The 16088-nt window shown below is 66.1% G+C and carries 18 protein-coding genes; 9 read left to right on the top strand and 9 right to left on the bottom strand.

Translation table 11 applies throughout. The features are described 5' to 3' along the window. The coding region (locus tag LWH48_RS14440; RefSeq protein ID WP_232913100.1) for a twin-arginine translocation signal domain-containing protein at positions 1 to 478 on the bottom strand (478 nt) is incomplete at its 3' end. 259 nt (positions 479 to 737) lie between these two features. On the opposite strand from LWH48_RS14440, the gene LWH48_RS14435 reads away from it, so the two are divergent. After that, the gene (locus LWH48_RS14435) at positions 738 to 1022 is read left to right on the top strand and encodes a ribbon-helix-helix domain-containing protein (RefSeq protein ID WP_023005791.1); all 285 of its coding nucleotides are present in this window, start codon (positions 738 to 740) and stop codon (positions 1020 to 1022) included. Between the two features lie 36 nt (positions 1023 to 1058). On the opposite strand, the gene LWH48_RS14430 is transcribed toward LWH48_RS14435, so the two are convergent. Continuing rightward, positions 1059 to 1547: an Hsp20/alpha crystallin family protein gene (locus LWH48_RS14430; protein WP_232913099.1), complete on the bottom strand. Its 489-nt coding sequence runs from the start codon at positions 1545 to 1547 to the stop codon at positions 1059 to 1061. 273 nt (positions 1548 to 1820) lie between these two features. After that, positions 1821 to 2966 (bottom strand): RNA-guided endonuclease InsQ/TnpB family protein, encoded by a 1146-nt coding sequence (locus LWH48_RS14425; protein ID WP_232913098.1) that lies wholly within the window; start codon positions 2964 to 2966, stop codon positions 1821 to 1823. A gap of 133 nt (positions 2967 to 3099) precedes the next feature. Between LWH48_RS14425 and LWH48_RS14420 the strand changes: the two genes are divergently transcribed. Continuing rightward, positions 3100 to 4437 (top strand): alanine/glycine:cation symporter family protein, encoded by a 1338-nt coding sequence (locus tag LWH48_RS14420; RefSeq protein ID WP_232913097.1) that lies wholly within the window; start codon positions 3100 to 3102, stop codon positions 4435 to 4437. Positions 4438 to 4510: 73 nt separating this feature from the next. Here the strand turns inward: LWH48_RS14420 and LWH48_RS14415 are convergent, their stop codons facing one another. Further along, positions 4511 to 5269, bottom strand: a complete 759-nt coding sequence (locus tag LWH48_RS14415; protein ID WP_232913096.1) for a VIT1/CCC1 transporter family protein — start codon at positions 5267 to 5269, stop codon at positions 4511 to 4513. 127 nt (positions 5270 to 5396) lie between these two features. Between LWH48_RS14415 and LWH48_RS14410 the strand changes: the two genes are divergently transcribed. The 3 genes from LWH48_RS14410 to LWH48_RS14400 all read left to right on the top strand — a co-directional run bounded on the left by LWH48_RS14410 (position 5397) and on the right by LWH48_RS14400 (position 8225). After that, complete coding sequence (locus LWH48_RS14410; protein ID WP_232913095.1) at positions 5397 to 6455, top strand: SO_0444 family Cu/Zn efflux transporter; 1059 nt, start codon at positions 5397 to 5399, stop codon at positions 6453 to 6455. A gap of 70 nt (positions 6456 to 6525) precedes the next feature. Next, positions 6526 to 7770, top strand: a complete 1245-nt coding sequence (locus tag LWH48_RS14405) for a M20/M25/M40 family metallo-hydrolase (protein WP_232913094.1) — start codon at positions 6526 to 6528, stop codon at positions 7768 to 7770. A 206-nt stretch (positions 7771 to 7976) separates the two neighbouring features. Then, the gene (locus tag LWH48_RS14400; protein WP_232913093.1) at positions 7977 to 8225 is read left to right on the top strand and encodes a hypothetical protein; all 249 of its coding nucleotides are present in this window, start codon (positions 7977 to 7979) and stop codon (positions 8223 to 8225) included. 85 nt (positions 8226 to 8310) lie between these two features. Here the strand turns inward: LWH48_RS14400 and LWH48_RS14395 are convergent, their stop codons facing one another. Both LWH48_RS14395 and LWH48_RS14390 read right to left on the bottom strand, forming a co-directional pair. Continuing rightward, a complete protein-coding gene (locus LWH48_RS14395) occupies positions 8311 to 9216 on the bottom strand; it encodes a ribose-phosphate diphosphokinase (protein WP_232913092.1) in 906 nt (301 codons plus the stop codon). Between the two features lie 4 nt (positions 9217 to 9220). Then, entirely contained in the window at positions 9221 to 10801 is a 1581-nt protein-coding gene (locus tag LWH48_RS14390) for a thymidine phosphorylase family protein (protein ID WP_232913091.1), read from the bottom strand. Between the two features lie 171 nt (positions 10802 to 10972). Here LWH48_RS14390 and LWH48_RS14385 point away from each other — a divergent pair, with 171 nt between their 5' ends. Together LWH48_RS14385 and LWH48_RS14380 are read left to right on the top strand one after the other, a co-directional pair. Then, positions 10973 to 11434: a potassium channel family protein gene (locus LWH48_RS14385; RefSeq protein WP_232913090.1), complete on the top strand. Its 462-nt coding sequence runs from the start codon at positions 10973 to 10975 to the stop codon at positions 11432 to 11434. A 76-nt stretch (positions 11435 to 11510) separates the two neighbouring features. Then, positions 11511 to 12443, top strand: coding sequence for a 2-dehydropantoate 2-reductase (locus LWH48_RS14380; RefSeq protein ID WP_232913089.1), 933 nt, complete (start codon positions 11511 to 11513; stop codon positions 12441 to 12443). 57 nt (positions 12444 to 12500) lie between these two features. On the opposite strand, the gene LWH48_RS14375 is transcribed toward LWH48_RS14380, so the two are convergent. Further along, on the bottom strand, positions 12501 to 12881 hold the full coding sequence (locus LWH48_RS14375) for a thiol-disulfide oxidoreductase DCC family protein (RefSeq protein ID WP_232913088.1): 381 nt from the start codon (positions 12879 to 12881) through the stop codon (positions 12501 to 12503). A 142-nt stretch (positions 12882 to 13023) separates the two neighbouring features. Between LWH48_RS14375 and LWH48_RS14370 the strand changes: the two genes are divergently transcribed. Continuing rightward, on the top strand, positions 13024 to 13710 hold the full coding sequence (locus LWH48_RS14370) for a type 1 glutamine amidotransferase domain-containing protein (protein WP_161432593.1): 687 nt from the start codon (positions 13024 to 13026) through the stop codon (positions 13708 to 13710). Between the two features lie 98 nt (positions 13711 to 13808). Here LWH48_RS14370 and LWH48_RS14365 read toward each other — a convergent pair whose 3' ends face one another. Further along, positions 13809 to 14288 (bottom strand): YbhB/YbcL family Raf kinase inhibitor-like protein, encoded by a 480-nt coding sequence (locus LWH48_RS14365; RefSeq protein WP_232913087.1) that lies wholly within the window; start codon positions 14286 to 14288, stop codon positions 13809 to 13811. 68 nt (positions 14289 to 14356) lie between these two features. Between LWH48_RS14365 and LWH48_RS14360 the strand changes: the two genes are divergently transcribed. Continuing rightward, on the top strand, positions 14357 to 14821 hold the full coding sequence (locus tag LWH48_RS14360) for a flavodoxin family protein (protein WP_232913086.1): 465 nt from the start codon (positions 14357 to 14359) through the stop codon (positions 14819 to 14821). Between the two features lie 73 nt (positions 14822 to 14894). On the opposite strand, the gene fadA is transcribed toward LWH48_RS14360, so the two are convergent. Further along, entirely contained in the window at positions 14895 to 16073 is a 1179-nt protein-coding gene (gene fadA / locus LWH48_RS14355) for an acetyl-CoA C-acyltransferase FadA (protein WP_161432590.1), read from the bottom strand. Between the last annotated feature and the right edge of the window lie 15 nt (positions 16074 to 16088).

The raw sequence follows: 16088 nt of genomic DNA, 5'->3' as shown, positions 1-16088 counted from the left end.
CACTTTGGTCATCAACGTGACACCGCTCAGGACCATGACACAGGGCAGCGCTGTGCAGCTGCAGCCAAGGCCGAGACGATAACTTAAATCGGGACGTTTTCTGTCTTGACGATGGGGTCCACTTTAGCTCGAGTCGCGCGTCATCATTCAGAGCCAGCCAGTCTCCCCCGGCAGACCGGTCGAGTTCGACGATGCCATCGTGGAGGATGCCGAGCATCAAACCATCGGCCGACTTACGATCGAGACTCTTCACCACGTGGGCGTAGACAGCATCCTCCAGGCCCGGATGGGGGAACATCTGCTTGGCGACCCCCAGCAGCACCTCTCCCTGGCGAGTGCTGAGGGTATCGAGTGGCATGGCCCAGCTTCGCGAAGGGGCGAAAAGCGAGATAGGCCCGGCGGCGAAGGCCAGGGTGCCGGCCAGAACGCCACCGCTTCCCTTGAGGAAGACGCGGCGCGACAGGGTGGATGAACTCATGGCTGACCTCTCCAGGTTAGGGCACGACGATTGCAGGAATCGAGCACCGACTCTTGTTGTCATGGGGTGACCAGCGGAAGCGGACACCCAAGGAGAGCATATGGCCAGCAATGCTTCGCCGGGTAACAGCGGGGTACTACATCGACGATGGTCTAATGCTAAAGGGCTACAACAGGCGGCAATGTCGGAATGAGGCCATCACGGCGGAGTGCCGGTGCGTGGCCAATGTCTGTGAAAAAATGAATAAAAGAGAGAATCCATGTGCCACGTCTATGCATCCACCGAGCCGGAGCGCTACGAGTGCACCACCCGCTCGATGCGTCTTCAGGGAAGCGTGACCAGCGTCCGGCTAGAAAACGAGTTCTGGGAGATTCTCGACCAGCTGGCCCACGACCAGCGCCTGTCTACCGGACAGTTCATCAGCGAACTCTATGGCGAGGTCTTGGCTACCAAGGGCACAGTGCCCAACCTCGCCTCCATGCTGCGGGTGGCCTGCGCGGTGCACCTGCACATTCGTGCCGAACCAGTGGCCCACAGCGCCTGAGCCTTGACGTCCCCGACCAGCGGCCGGGGGCGTCGTTCACTTGACCTCGACCTTGCGCCGAGTGGCCTTGTTGAGCTTGGGAAGGGTCAACTCGAGGATGCCGTTCTTGAAGCTCGCCTCGGCCTTGTCGGCGTCGATATCGCTGGGCAACGGCACGCTGCGACTGAAGGAGCCGGTGGTGATCTCCGAGCGATAGAACTCGCCCTCCTCCTCCTTGCTCTCCTGCCGGTGCTCGCCCTTGACGGTGACGCTGCGATCGCTGACCGACACCTCGAGATCCTCGCGCTCGAAGCCGGGCACCTCGGCGCGCACCACTACCTCGGCATCACGCTCGATCACGTCGACCTTGGGCATGCCCTTGTCGAACCCGGCAAAGCGTTCCCACAGCGGGTGGTCGCGATGCAGCATAGGCATCCAGCCGCGATCGAAGACGTTATCGAAGAAGCGATCGAACTCCTGCAAGGGACTGACACCCCGCGATGCCGTTTTCGGCGCCGGGGTCGTTTCCTTGGATTTCTTGGCCATACAGGCACCCTCCAGACTCTTGGCAACAGGTTGATGGCAGGACCCGGCACGCAACTCCCGGCGACGCTCGTCACCACGCTCGCACTGGCAGGTCCCTCAATCAGCAGCCTAGACCAGTCCCGCCCGTTCGCCTTGATACATGTCAATCATGGCTCCCTTGCCTCCACCAACAAGGCATAAAGAAAAAACCATAACAACACTCCCCTGCGGAAGGAGTTGCCAACAGAGACGGAAATTGACTGCCCCCAGCCCTGAAGGACGGAGATTCCCAATTCACCGAGAATCGGACACGGAGGCTGGCTCCCTGCCGCTTACATTCTCTCCAAGGGCTAACACCGCCAGCCCGGCGGCTTTAATGTTGATCGCGGCGTTGATGTCGCGGTCGTGTTCGGCTGCGCACTCGGGGCACGTCCAGGCGCGAACCTGCAACGGCATCTCGGGCATCACATGCCCGCAGCCGGAGCAGCGCTTGCTGGAGGGGTACCACGGGTCGATCGCCGACACCTGCCGGCCCGCCCAGGCTGCTTTGTACTCCAGTTGCCGGGCGAACTCGCCCCAGCCGGCATCGCTGATCGATTTGGCCAGCGAGCGGTTGTGCAGCATGTTCTTCACCTTGAGGGACTCGACGCAGATCACTTGGTTCTCGTTGACGATCTGGCGGGACAGCTTGTGCAAGCGGTCCATCCGGCAATCGGAGATTTTGGCGTGAAGGCGGGCGACCTTCTGCCTGGCCTTGGCACGGTTCTTCGAGCCGAGCGTCTTCCTGCTCAGCCGACGTTGGGCCTTGGCCAGACGGGTCGCGTACTTCGCCGTGTGGCGGGGATTGCCGATTCGATGCCCGTCGCTGGTGACGAACAGGTCTTTCAAACCGAGGTCAATGCCCACCATTTTCGCGGTCACGGGCAGCGACTCGGGGTCGAACTCGCATAGGCACGCGACGAAGTAGCGGCCTGCCGAGTCCTTGGACACGGTGATGGTAGTCGGCTCGCTAGGCAGCTCACGGCTCCAGCGCACCGGCAGTGGCTCCTTGCACTTGGCAAGAAACAGCTTTCCGTCGCGGTACTTGAACGCCGAGCGTGTGAACTCCGCCGACTGGCGGTGTCGTTTGCTCTTGAAGTTCGGGTACTTGGCGCGACCCTCGAAGAAGTTCTTGAAGGCGGTCTGCTGGTGGCGAAGACACTGCTGAAGCGGAACCGAGCTGACCTCATTGAGGAAGGCGGTGTCGGCGGCCTTCTTCATTCGAGACAGCTCAGCGTTCGCGGCCACATAGCCAATTCTTTCGCGCCGCTCATGGAAGACATCGGTGCGGTAGCGAAGCACCGCGTTGTAGACGAAACGCACACAGCCAAACGTCCGAGCAAGAAGCTGTTCTTGCTCAGGCGTCGGATAGAAGCGGTATCGGTAAGCGCGTTTCGTCATACGCATACTGTATAAACAAACATATATAGATAGCAACCATCAAAGAAGGAGGCAGCGAGAACAGGGTCGTCCTTGCGGACGACGCGCTATCCCTCCCGGCACTAAAAGTACCGGGTATCTCGCGCAAAACCTGATGACTCGCGGTATCCAGTTCCGCTACTTCGGCCATATGTTCAAGCTGCTGAGACACTCCCGCGAGGGGGACGGTGGCATCTCCTCATTCCAGGCGCTCTCAACCAGCCTGGCGGCTCGGGTAGGCACCGGCAACCTGGCCGGCGTCGCCGTGGCCATCTACTTCGGCGGCCCCGGCGCCATCTTCTGGATGTGGATGACGGCTCTGGTCGGCATGGCCACCAGCTTCGTGGAATCCACCCTGGCCCAGGCCTACAAGATCGATCACGGTGACCAGACCTTCCGCGGCGGTCCGGCGCGCTACATCGAGCGTGGTCTGGGCCTGCGCTGGCTGGCCGTACTCTTCTCGATCTGCCTGATCATTGCCTTCGGCCTGGCCTTCAACAGCGTACAGGCCAACTCCATCGCCCAGGCGATGCAGGAGGCCTTCGCGGTACCCACCTGGGCCATGGGCCTGGTACTGGTCGTGGTGGTCGCACCGATCATCTTCGGTGGCCTCAAGTCCATTGCCCGGGTCGCCGAACTGGTGGTGCCGCTGATGGCACTGCTCTATCTGCTGCTGGCGGTGACCGTGGTGCTGCTCAATATCGGCGACCTGCCCGCAGCGCTGGGCACCATCATCAGGAGCGCCTTCGGACTCGAACAGGCTGCCGGCGGCGCGGTGGGCTATGCGGTGGCCCAGGCCATCATGAACGGTATCAAGCGCGGGCTGTTCTCCAACGAGGCGGGCATGGGCTCGGCTCCCAACGCCGCGGCCACCGCCACCACTCACCCCAATCACCCCGCGGCCCAGGGCTTCATCCAGATGCTCGGTGTCTTCCTCGACACCCTGGTGATCTGCACCGCCACCGCGGCCATCATCATCATGGCAGGCCCCGAGCTGCTGGCCAGCGACCAGGCCAATGGCATCCAGCTCACCCAGATTGCACTCTCCCAGCACGTGGGCGAGTGGGGTGGCAAGTTCATCGCCATTGCCATCCTGCTGTTCGCCTTCACCTCGGTGATCGCCAACTACTCCTATGGCGAATCCAACGTGGAGTACCTGGCCGGACCGCGCCGCGCACCACTGGCCATCCTGCTCTATCGCCTGGCCGTGCTGGGAATGGTAATGGTCGGGTCCATGGCAAGCCTGGGGGCCATCTGGAACTTCGCCGACCTCTCCATGGGCATGATGGCACTGATCAACCTGGTCGCCATTCTGCTGCTCTCACCGGTGGCCTTCGCGCTGTTCCGGGACTATGAGCGCCAGCTCAAGGCGGGGCAGGACCCCACCTTCGACCCAAGCCGCTTCCCCAGGCTGGCCGACAAGGTCGACCCCAGGGCCTGGCCCGGGCACTGAGGCGAGCCCGTTCAGCGCCAGTTCACCACCGTAACGCCACGCCCATGCGTGGCGTTGCTTTTTTACCGGGCTACTAGAGGCCGACGCCGAACAGGGCCTGGGCGAGATGGCCGGTGAGGAAGGCGAGCCCCGCCGCGGCGCCCCCCATCAACAGGGTACGCACGCCGGAGGCCAGCACCGGCTGGTGGTAGACGAGACTCTTGCCCATGCCGATCAGGAAGAACATCACTCCGGCGAGAGCAAGGCTCGCCAGGAACTGGGTATTGGTGGCCAGGCCGGGCACGGCGTAGGGCAGCAGCGGTACCGCGCCCACCACCAGGAAGGCGGCAAAGGTCACAAGCCCCGAACGCAGAGGGCTCAGCCCCTCGGTCTGCAGGCCATGCTCCTCGCGCAGCATGGTCTCCACCCATAGCTCGCGGTCGCTGCAGATGGTCTCCACCACCTGCTCCAGCACCTCCCCCTTGAAGCCCTTGGCGATAAATATCTGGCGGATCTCCTCGCGCTCGCCATCGGGGATCACGTCGATATGGTGGTGCTCGTCGCGGCGCACCCCGTCGACATGCTCACGCTGCGCCTTGATCGCCTCGTAGTTGCTGATCGCCATGCTGAAACCGTCGGCCAGCAGGTTAGCGAAGCCCAGCACCAGCGCCACCGTGGCCGAGAAGCCGGCCCCGAAGGCACCCGACACCACCGCGAAGGTGGTCACGCAGCCGTCGATGCCACCGAGGATGGCATCGGGCAGGCTCTGCCCAGCATTGCCGCCCTGCAGGCGGCGGCGAATGGCATCGGGATGATGCTCCTGCTCCAGGTCGCCACGCTTGTGTCCTTGCATGCTGCTCCCCCGATTCACCGATATCATCAATGCCAGCTTGGCATATCCGGTGGCGCCAGGCAGCCACTGCTGAGTGGGGTCCGGTGCATGGTAAGCTGGGGCGACACCCTCATGGGAGCCTATCGCCATGACGCTGATTCACGCCATCCTGCAGGTTGCCCTCTCGGCCGCCCCCTGGCTGTTGCTGGGGCTGACCATCGCCGGCCTGATCAAGGCGCTGCTCCCCGAGCAGCTGCTGCAGCGCTGGGTCGGCGGGCGCGGCGTGGCCAGCGTGACCCGCGCCGCCATCATCGGCGCTCCGCTGCCACTGTGCTCCTGTGGCGCCATTCCCACCGCCCTGGCACTGCACCGTGGCGGCGCCGCGCGCGGCCCGACCACCGCCTTCCTGATCGGCACCCCGGGCATCGGCGTCGACTCGCTGGCCATCAGCTATGCCCTGCTGGGCCCCTTCATGGCCGTGGCCAGGGCACTTACCGCCGTGATCACCGCCATTGCCACGGGGCTACTGGTCGGCACCACCGCAAGCGCTGCACCCGCCACTCCTGCGGCAACACCAGCCGGCTCCGGCTGCTGCGCGAGCGGTAGCTGTGCCGGTTCGGGCAGCCAGCCCGAGGGTCCCGAGCCCCTCACCCGGCGCCTGTCAGGCGGGCTGCGCTATGCCTTCAGCGATATCCTCGATGATATCAGCCGCTGGTTGCTCGTCGGCCTGGTAGTGGCCGGTGCCCTGATCGCTCTGGTGCCCGCCGAACAGCTCGCTGCCTTCGGCAGCGGGCTCCCCGCCATGCTGTTGATGGCGGTGATCGGCATTCCCATGTACCTGTGCGCCACCGCGGCCACCCCGATAGCCGCTGGCCTGTTGCTGGCCGGCGTTTCGCCGGGCACCGTGCTGGTCTTCCTGGTGGCCGCCCCCGTCACCAGCCTGGCTACCCTGGGGGTGCTGCGCCGGGAACTGGGGGGCCATGCACTGATCGCCTACCTGGCCGGCATCCTGACCAGCGTGTTACTGCTGGGGCTGGGCACCGATGCCCTGGCCAATGTCTGGCAACTGAATATCCCGGGTCAGGTCGAGGGGGTGCAGGAACTGCTGCCCGAATGGCTTGAAGCGGCGGCCCTGGTGGTACTGCTGGTACTCGCCATCAAGCCGCTGCGCCAGTGGCTGGGCGCCAGGCTTCCCCAGCGCGCCTGATTCCCTCCCTCGACAACCATCATTACCCGGGCGCCGGTCATGGCGCCCGCCATGCAAGGAGAACCAACGAATGAGCGATACCCCCTGGACGTCCGCCATGCCCGAGGAGCAGTTCGAGCTGATGCGCGAGATCCTCGCCGCGCCGAGCCCCGTGGGGCTCGAAGGGGCCATGACCTACGGCGTACTCAAGCCCCATTTCGAGCGCTTTGCCCCCGATGGCTGGCAACTCCACCAGTTCAAGGGGCACGCCGGTGTGGTGCTGGACACCCACCCGGGCCGCGACGATCTCTTCAAGGTGATGATCATCGGCCACGCCGACAAGATCCGCATGCAGGTGCGCTCCATCGGCGAGGACGGCAAGATCTGGATCAACAGCGACTCCTTCCTGCCCAACGTGCTGGTCGGCCATGAGGTCACGCTGTTCAGCGAGGACCCCGAGGCACCGGGAAGCTACCGCCGCATCGAGGGCGGCACCGTGGAGGCACTGGGCGCCATCCACTTCTCCGACCCGGCCCAGCGCAATGGTGACAAGGGCATCAAGAAGGAGCAGCTCTACCTCGACCTGCAGATCCATGGCGACAACAAGAAGCAGCAGGTGGAGAATCTGGGCGTGCGTCCCGGCGACGCTATCCTGCTGGAGCGCCCCATCCGCCACGGCTTCAGCCCGGACACCTTCTACGGCGCCTACCTCGACAACGGCCTGGGCTGCTTCGTCACCGCCGAGGTGGCACGGCTGATCGCCGAGGCGGGCGGCACCGAGAAGGTCAGGGTGATGTTCGCCATCGCCAGCTACGAGGAGATCGGCCGCTTCGGCAGCCGGGTGCTGGCCGGGGAGCTCGAGCCGGACGCCATCATCGCCGTGGACGTCAACCACGACTACGTGGCCGCCCCCGGCATCGGCGACCGCCGCATGCAGCCTCTGGAGATGGGCCAGGGCTTCACCATGTCGGTGGGCTCCATCGCCAGCGAGCAGCTCAACCGCATCATCGAAAGCACCGCCCGCGAGCATGCCATCCCCATGCAACGCGACGTCGCCGGCATCGACACCGGCACCGACGGCATGGCCGGCGTGCTCGCCGCGGTGGACTGCGTGGCCACCTCCATCGGCTTCCCGATCCGCAACATGCACACCATCTCGGAGACCGGCAACACCCGGGATGTGGTGGCGGCGATCCACGCCATCACCCGCAGCTTGCAGGCCCTGGATGCCCTGCCCGACCCGCACCGCGAGTTCCTCGACCACCATCCGCGCCTCGACCAGGCCGGTCCGCTGGGCCATCGTGGTGGCGAGAAACCGGCAGACCAGCAGAGCTGACCGATACTCCGCGACGCCTGTCGTGACACCGACACCAGGACCCCGCATGCCTGCATGCGGGGTCCTGTCGTTTGCGGCATCCATCATGCCGGCGAGGAATGATGCACTGGCGTCATGGGGAGTGTGACAACGGCATTCACATTCGCTCAGGAAATCCGTTGCAGGGGGCTATCATGTGCCCACAGTCACCAGCCAGTGAGAGCGTCATGCAACCCTTCCTCGTCGACGTCTACGCTATCCACCCCCGTGGCCATGAGCAGCACCTCGGCGGCGGCATCTTCCACGCCACCAACGCTGGCGAGGCCGAGGAACTGGCCACCCAGGAATTCTGGCAGGCAAGGCTGGAGGATCAGGGCTTCGACATCGGCTTCCAGACCGACCAGCCCGAGACCGGTCACAAGGTGATGAGCCTGGAGAGCCTCAGGGCCTTCATGCCACGTCCCGCCTTCGCCTGAGCCGCACACAGCAACCCTCCGACCGCGCCGCCCTCCTGGGCGGCGCGGTCGTTTTGTATGGATTCATCACCTTGACCGGCTGGGGTTACCACAACCCTTCCAGGGCCTCGGCCAGCACCGGCGCCATGGCGATGGCATTGCTCTGATGGGCAATACAGTCGGTACTCCACACTTCTCCTACGCCGGCCGAGTGAATCACCGCCAGGGCATCATCGGCAAACAGCGCATGGGTCAGGGCCAGGTCCACCGACGCCGCGCCCGCGGCAAGCAACGCCTCGGTGGCCCGGGCCACGGTATGCCCGGAGCTCGCCACGTCGTCCATCAGCACCACCTGGCGACCCGCCAAAGAAAGTTCGGGGAGTTGGATCGACACATCACGATCGCCGTGGCGTACCTTGCGGCACACCCCGAAGCCGCCGCCGGTGACCGCGGCAGCCTGGGCCACCCACTGCCTCGCCTCCTCGTCCGGGCCCAGCAGAAGGGCCCCGGGGCGCTTCTCGGCCACCAGTTCGGCCAGGCGTGGCGCGCCGGAGAGCGCGATGGCGTGCTCGAGGGGGATCGCCTGGTCGAGGCGCTCGATGCGATGCAGGTGCGGGTCCACGGTGACCACGGCGTCGAACAGCTCGGCCAGGAAGCCACCGACGATGGTCTGGCTGACAATCTCGCCGGGGTGGAAGGCGATATCCTGACGCATGTAGGCGAGGTAGGGCGCCACCAGCACCAGGTGCCTCACGCCCTGGCGGCGCGCATGGCGAGCCAGCAGCAGCAGCTCGACCAGCTTGTCGTTGGGTCGATCCAGGCTGCGATAGACCACCAGGCACTCAGGGACGCCCCCTTCATCGCCGAAGGGCAGGGTCAGCTTGAGCTCGGCATCGGGGAAGCGGTGGCGCTCGACGGCCAGCGCCTCCATGCCGGCGGCGTCGGCCAGGCGCCGGGCCGCGGTGGCCTCGTCAGCGAAATGCAGCAGGGCACGTTCCTTGTCTCGACTCACGGGATCACATCTCCACGTTAAGGTGTATCAGCTCGTCACGCTGGCCCAGGGTCACGCCGCTGTCGCGCTCGCTGGACTGGTGGGCCAGCGACAGCTCGTTGCGGAAGGCGGCATAGACGGTATACAGCGCCTGGCCGGCCCTGATCTCATCGCCGAGCCGCACCGCCATGTCGACTCCCGCCCCGACCGCCTTGGGCGCCCCGGCCAGCCTGGCGATGCGCGCCAGCTTGAGATTGTCGATGCCCACCACCACGCCATCCGCGGGTGCCACCACCGTGAAATGGTGCGACGCCAGAGGCGGGTTACCCGGATCGAAGGGCTTCGCCCCCTGGGCCTCGATGATCGCCTGCATCTTCTCCAGGGCGCGGCCTGAATCGAGGATATCCCGGGCGATGCCAAAGCCGTCACCGCCGCGCACGTCGGGGTCGAACTCCAGTATCCGCCCGGCCAGGCGCAGCGCCTTCTGGCGCAGGTCCATGGGGGCATCAGGATGATTGGTCAACACCTGCATCACGTCGCGGGCCTCGAGCATGGGGCCGATGCCGCGACCGATGGGTTGGCTGCCGTCGGTGATCACCACGTCCAGCGTCAGCCCCATGCGTCCGGCAACGAACTCGAACAGCTTGCGCAGTTGGCGGGCCTCGGGCATGGAGCGCACCTTGGCATGGGGCCCCACGGGGATATCCAGCAGCAGGTGGGTGGAGCCGGCGGCGACCTTCTTGGAGAGTATCGAGGCGACCATCTGGCCCGGTGAGTCGATGGAGAGCGGGCGCTCCACCGAGATCAGCACGTCATCGGCCGGCGAAAGCTGGCTGGTGCCGCCCCAGGCGAGGCAGCCGCGATGGGTACGCACGATCTCGCCCAGGGCTTCGAAGGGCAGGTCGACGTTGGCCAGCACCTCCATGGTGTCGGCGGTGCCCGAGGGCGAGGTGATGGCTCGCGATGAGGTCTTGGGGCAGAGCAGCCCGTGGGCAGCGACGATGGGCACCACCAGCATCGAGGTCCGGTTGCCGGGGATGCCGCCGATGCAGTGCTTGTCGACCACCGGCTGCTCGTGCCAGTCGAGGCGACGCCCCACCCGGCACATGGCATCGCTGAGGTAGAAGATCTCCTCGCGATCCAGTTCGCCCAGGTCACAGGCCACCACGAAGGCGGTCAGCTCGATCTTCGAGTAGCGCAGCTCGGCGATGTCCTGGATGATCGCCCGGTAGTCGTCGCGCTCGAGGCGCTCGCCACGGATCTTGCGGTGCAGGGCGGGAATCGAGGCCGGCGGCTCGGCCTGGGAGACGCTCACCGGCCGTCCCTCCTCCAGCCCCAGCGAGACGAAGGCGTCCTCGGAGAGGCCGAGCTGCTGGCAGTCGACGATGCTGGGGTCATCGACCACGTTGAGGCTGGCGAGGATACGCTGGCCATTGGCACGCACCTCCACCTTGGAGAGGGCCTGGAAGCCCTCGGCACGGTAGAGGTGGCACTCGCGGTGCAGGTAGGCCACGTTCTCGCGATAGGTGTCGATACCCACCCGCTTGAGGACCAGCGGCGAGAGGGTATCGTCCAGCGGTGCCACCGCGGGGGAACTCTTCTTCATGGCGACGTCCAGGGGGCGTGGCGGCCAGGCCAATGGCCGGACCATCACGGGTTGGTTGGATACCTACATCCTACCAGCCGCCGCGTCGGGGCGTCATGGCGTCGCGCGGGGCTTAACGCGGGTCGTCGGATCACGCTAGGCTGACGGCTTCCAACCAGCGGAGTACCTCCAGTGTTCGATGCCTACCTGGATCCAGGCCACTTCTGGGCCGTGGCCACTGCCCTGATCGCGGTAACGCTCTGCATCCTGCTGCACTACGAGGTATCGATGCGGCTTTGGCGGGGACTGGAACGCGCCCATGGCACCCTGCGCCGGCGCTTCCTGATGCTCAGCTTCGTGCTGTTTGGCGCCCATGTCGCAGAGATCTGGATCTTCGGCGTGGCCATGGCCCTGCTCGCCGAGCACCCCCTGGCAGGGCAGCTGGTGGGCCTCGAGACCGTCACCCTGCTCGACTACGTCTACTTCTCTGCCATCACCTACAGCACCCTGGGTTATGGTGACCTCTTTCCCACCGGGCCGATCCGCTTCATCACCGGCAGCGAGGCACTGCTGGGTTTCATGCTGATCACCTGGTCGGCTTCGCTCACCTTCCTCGAGATGCAGCGCCACTGGTCGGCCCGCCGCGAACGCTGAGCCGGGGTGCCGGCCGTGCCGTTAGCGCCACGGCGGTGTAGGCTCTGCCTGATGACATCGGCACGAGGAGAGAGGGATGCGTTTCGCGATCATGGGCAGCGGCGGCGTGGGCGGCTACTTCGGCGCGCGCCTGGCCGCAGCCGGCCACGAGGTCACCTTCATCGCCCGCGGCGAGCACCTGGCCGCCCTGCAGCGCGACGGACTGAAAGTCTCGAGCATCGAGGGCGATCTGCACCTGACCGAGGTGGAGGCCACCGACGATCCGCGCACCGTCGGCGTGGTGGATGCCGTCATCGTGGCGGTCAAGGCGTGGCAGGTCAGCGAGGCCGCCGAGGCGATACGCCCCCTGGTGGGGGCCGAGACCCTGGTGGTGCCACTGGAGAACGGCGTCGAGGCCGCCGACCTCCTGGCGAAGGCGCTGGGCGAGGAGAACGTGCTGGAGGGCCTGTGCGGGATCCTGGCCTGGAAGGCGTCGCCCGGGCACATCAAGCATGCCGGCGTCGCCCCCTTCGTGCGCTTTGGCGAGCGCGACAACCACACGAGCGAGCGCGCCGAGCGCCTCAAGGCCGCCTTCGACGCCGCCCATGGCGTTACCGCCGAGATCCCCGACGATATCCAGGCCGCGGTGTGGAGCAAGTTCCTGTTCATCTGCGCCATGAGCGGCATCGGGGCCATCACCCGCGCCCCCATCGGCGTGACCCGCCGCCTGCCCGAGACCCGCGAGATGATCGAACAGATCCTCACGGAGATCGTCGCGGTGGCCCGGGCGCGCGGCATCGCCCTGCTCGAGGATGCCGAGGCGCGGGCGCTGGGCTTCATCGATGCTCTGCCCGAGGCGAGCACCGCCTCCATGCAGCGCGACATCATGGCCGGCCGCCCCTCCGAACTGGAATCCCAGAACGGGGCCGTGGTGCGCCTGGGCCGCGAGGCCGGGGTGGCCACCCCGGTCAACGCCCTGATCCACTCGGCCCTGCTGCCCCAGGAGCGTAAGGCGCGGGAGGCAAACTGAGCCACCGACACACTCGTCAGCCATCACCCTGCCGGAGAGGCCGAGACGACACGCCCCTTACGGCAGGAGGCGCCCCTGGCGTGCCAGGCGTCGCCTGACCCAGGCGTCATAGCCCCGACGCAGCAGTGACTTGATGCCGGGGAGACCGATCAACCAGGCCAGGGGCCTGAGCCGCGATACCCGGCGCATCAGCAGGATATAGGCGTCGATGCCCTCGCTGATGCGCCCGTCCTCCTCCTCCACGTGCAGCGAGAGCAGCGCCGCCTGGGGGTCGACGCCCCTGGCCCGTAGCGCCTGCTGATGCTCGGTCACGTCGCACCACTGAACCTGCGCGCCCGCCTCCCCGGCCCAGCGCTCGTAGCGGGCGCGGTCACGCCGGCAACCGGGGCAGATGCCGTCGTAGTAGACCCTCAAGACGTCGTTACGCCCCTCTGGCATGACAGGCCTCCGCTTCCCCGTGCCGACATGATGGATACCCTGCATGCCGGCCATAGCCAAACTCCAATTCCCGAGTGGCATGCTCTTGCTTCACAATGGATCGCGACGCTTGCGAAGACAATGCTACAGACAGGAGAGCTCCATGAGCCAACGTATTCTGATGGTCCTTACCTCCCATGACCGCCTCGGCGACACCGGCAAGCCCACCGGCTTCTGGCTGGAGGAGCTGGCGGCACCCTACTATGCCTGCCTGGATGCCGGTGCCGAGGTGGTACTCGCCTCGCCCGCCGGCGGCCAGCCGCCGCTGGACCCCAGCAGCGACGCCGAGGAGAGCCAGACCGAGGCCACCCGGCGCTTCAAGCAGGACCCGGAAGCCCAGCAGCAACTGGCCACCACCCGTCGTCTCGACGAGGTGAACGCCGACGACTTCGATGCCATCTTCTACCCCGGCGGCCATGGCCCGCTGTGGGATCTGGTGGACAATCCCGACTCCATCCGCCTGATCGAGACCTTCTGGGCCCAGCAGAAGCCCGTGGCGGCGGTGTGCCACGCTCCCATCGTGCTGCTCCATGCGCGCGACGCCAACGGGGAGCCGCTCGTCCGAGGCCGCCGGGTCACCGGCTTCACCAACGGTGAGGAGGACGCCGTGGGGCTGACCGAGGTGGTGCCGCAACTGGTGGAGGAGGCCTTGAAGGCCGCCGGCGCCGACTACTCCAAGGCGGATGACTTCGCGCCCTATACCTGCCGCGACGGCCGCCTGATCACCGGCCAGAACCCGCCCTCCTCGGAGCCTGTCGCCAGGGTGCTGCTGGAGGCACTGGCCGAGTGATCGCCTGACCACCCGGCAACGCCCCACCCAGGGCAGGAAATGACGACGCCCCGGCATCCATCAGGATACCGGGGCGTCGTCGTCTGGAGCGGAGATGATCAGCCGCGACGGTAGGTGCCCACCAGGCGATTCATGCCCAGCAGGTGCGGCTCGACCTTGACCAGCAGGTCACGCAGCGAGAGCCCTTCGGGAAGGTCGTCGGTGGGCTTGTCCATCGCCAGTACCCAGAAGTAGTAACGGTGGATGCCGTGCCCTTCCGGGGGCATGGGACCGCCGTAGCCCAGCTTGCCGAAGTCGTTCTTGCCTCGCGTCCCGACCCGGGTTGCCTCCTCCAGGCTGCCGGTGGACGCCGGAATGTTGTAGAGCACCCAGTGCACGAAACCGTAGGTGCCGTTCTGCACCAGCGGGGCGTCCGGATCGTGGCAGATCAGGGCGAAACCCTTGGTGCCCTTCGGGGCGTCCTGCCAGGCCAGTGCCGGCGAGAGATCATCGCCCTCACCCGTATGCTTGGCTGGAATGGCACCCCCGTCCTCGAAGGCGAGGCTGGAGAGTCGCAGGGTCGACAGGGCGAATGCCATGGATGATCCTCCTGATGAAAGCGAATAAGTGCCGATGTAGCCTGGGAAACAACCGAGGAGCTGTCAATATGCCCAAGCGCCTGCTGATCGTCGCCCATGCCCCCTCCCCCAACACCGCCAGGCTGCTCGAGGCCGCCGAGCGTGGGGCGTGCCATCCCGATATCGAGGACGTGGAGATCACCGTCAAGGCACCGCTGGAGGCCGGCCCCGAGGATGTGCTGGCCTGCGATGCCATCCTGCTCGGTACCACGGAAAACCTGGGCTACATGAGCGGAGCACTCAAGGACTTCTTCGATCGCTCGTACTACCCCTTGCTCGAGGAGACCCAGGGCCTCCCCTGTGCCCTCTATATCCGCGCCGGACACGACGGCACCGGCACCCGACGCGCCGTGGAGGGCATCATCACCGGCCTGTGCTGGAAGTGGGTGCAGGAACCGCTGACCCTGCGCGGCGAGTGGCAGAAGGACTTCGTCGGCCAGGTGGAGGAACTGGGCATGGCCATGGCCGCGGGGCTAGAGGGCGGCATGCTGTAGCTTTGGCACTTGCAAACGCAAGCGGCGGCGCTCCAGAGAGCGCCGCCGCTTGTATTCAGGGAAACCCGAGGCCCTACTTCAGCCGTTCGAACACCGTGGCCACGCCCTGGCCCATGCCGATACACATGGTGGCCAGGCCCAGGGTGGTGTCGCGCTCGCGCATGACGTTGAGCAGGGTGGTGCAGATGCGCGCGCCGGAGCAGCCCAGCGGGTGGCCCAGGGCGATGGCGCCGCCATGCAGGTTGACCTTCTCCTCCATGACATCACGCAGCCCGAGATCCTTGAGCACCGGCAGCGCCTGGGCGGCGAAGGCTTCGTTGAGCTCCACGGTGTCGAGATCGTCGGCCGTGAGGCCGGCGGCCTTGAGCGCCTTCTTCGAGGCCGGCACCGGGCCATAGCCCATGATGGAGGCGTCACAGCCGGCCACGCCGGTGGAGAGCACCCGAGCGATGGGCTCGAGACCCAGCGCCTGGGCGCGCTCGTAGCTCATCACCGCCATGGCCGAGGCGCCCACCGAGAGCGCCGAGGAGGTGCCCGCGGTGACGGTGCCGCCACGCGGGTCGAAGGCCGGCTTGAGCTCGGCCATCTTCTCCAGGCTGGCATCGGCACGGATCACCTCGTCGCGCTTGACCAGGGTGCGGAAGCCATTGGCATCGTGCCCCTCCACGCCGATGATCTCGTTGTCGAAACCGCCCTTCTCCATGGCCGCCTGGGCACGCTGGTGGGAACGCACGCCAAAGGCGTCCTGCTCCTCACGGGAGACGCCATGCATCTTGCCCAGCAGTTCGGCGGTCAGGCCCATCATCATCGCCGCCTTGGCGACATGCTTGCTGGCCGACGGATTGACGTCGACACCGTGGGTCATGGGCACGTGCTCCATGTGCTCCACGCCACCGATCACGTAGAAATCTCCCATGCCGGCCTTGATATTGGCCGCAGCGATATGCAGCGCGCTCATCGATGAACCACACAGGCGGTTGACCGTCTGGGCCGGCACGCTGCGCGGAATGCCGGTCAGGATCGCCGCGTTGCGGGCGATGTTCATGGACTGCTCCAGGGTCTGGTTGACACAGCCCCAGATCACGTCGTCAACCTCTGCCGGATCGAGGCCGGCATTGCGCTCGAACAGCGACTGCATGACGGCGGCGGAGAGGTTCTCGGCGCGCACGTGTCGGAAGGCGCCGTTCTTGGCCTTGGCCATGGCGGTACGCACACAGTCGACCACCACGATATCTCTCGGATTCAGACTCATTGCTTGCGACTCCTG

The sequence above is a fragment of the Halomonas sp. G15 genome (genome assembly GCF_021282295.1).
Lineage (GTDB): Bacteria > Pseudomonadota > Gammaproteobacteria > Pseudomonadales > Halomonadaceae > Halomonas > Halomonas alimentaria.
Note: the sequence above shows the minus strand (reverse complement) of the source record. Positions and strands in the feature narration are given on the sequence as shown.

Coding starts and splice junctions, on each gene's coding strand:
- fadA (WP_161432590.1), bottom strand. CDS start 16,073: ATGAGTCTGAATCCGAGAGATATCGTGGTGGTCGACTGTGTGCGTACC.
- LWH48_RS14405 (WP_232913094.1), top strand. CDS start 6,526: ATGAGCGATACCCCCTGGACGTCCGCCATGCCCGAGGAGCAGTTCGAG.
- LWH48_RS14375 (WP_232913088.1), bottom strand. CDS start 12,881: ATGCCAGAGGGGCGTAACGACGTCTTGAGGGTCTACTACGACGGCATC.
- LWH48_RS14360 (WP_232913086.1), top strand. CDS start 14,357: ATGCCCAAGCGCCTGCTGATCGTCGCCCATGCCCCCTCCCCCAACACC.
- LWH48_RS14420 (WP_232913097.1), top strand. CDS start 3,100: ATGACTCGCGGTATCCAGTTCCGCTACTTCGGCCATATGTTCAAGCTG.
- LWH48_RS14430 (WP_232913099.1), bottom strand. CDS start 1,547: ATGGCCAAGAAATCCAAGGAAACGACCCCGGCGCCGAAAACGGCATCG.
- LWH48_RS14400 (WP_232913093.1), top strand. CDS start 7,977: ATGCAACCCTTCCTCGTCGACGTCTACGCTATCCACCCCCGTGGCCAT.
- LWH48_RS14425 (WP_232913098.1), bottom strand. CDS start 2,966: ATGACGAAACGCGCTTACCGATACCGCTTCTATCCGACGCCTGAGCAA.
- LWH48_RS14410 (WP_232913095.1), top strand. CDS start 5,397: ATGACGCTGATTCACGCCATCCTGCAGGTTGCCCTCTCGGCCGCCCCC.
- LWH48_RS14380 (WP_232913089.1), top strand. CDS start 11,511: ATGCGTTTCGCGATCATGGGCAGCGGCGGCGTGGGCGGCTACTTCGGC.
- LWH48_RS14415 (WP_232913096.1), bottom strand. CDS start 5,269: ATGCAAGGACACAAGCGTGGCGACCTGGAGCAGGAGCATCATCCCGAT.
- LWH48_RS14435 (WP_023005791.1), top strand. CDS start 738: ATGTGCCACGTCTATGCATCCACCGAGCCGGAGCGCTACGAGTGCACC.
- LWH48_RS14370 (WP_161432593.1), top strand. CDS start 13,024: ATGAGCCAACGTATTCTGATGGTCCTTACCTCCCATGACCGCCTCGGC.
- LWH48_RS14390 (WP_232913091.1), bottom strand. CDS start 10,801: ATGAAGAAGAGTTCCCCCGCGGTGGCACCGCTGGACGATACCCTCTCG.
- LWH48_RS14365 (WP_232913087.1), bottom strand. CDS start 14,288: ATGGCATTCGCCCTGTCGACCCTGCGACTCTCCAGCCTCGCCTTCGAG.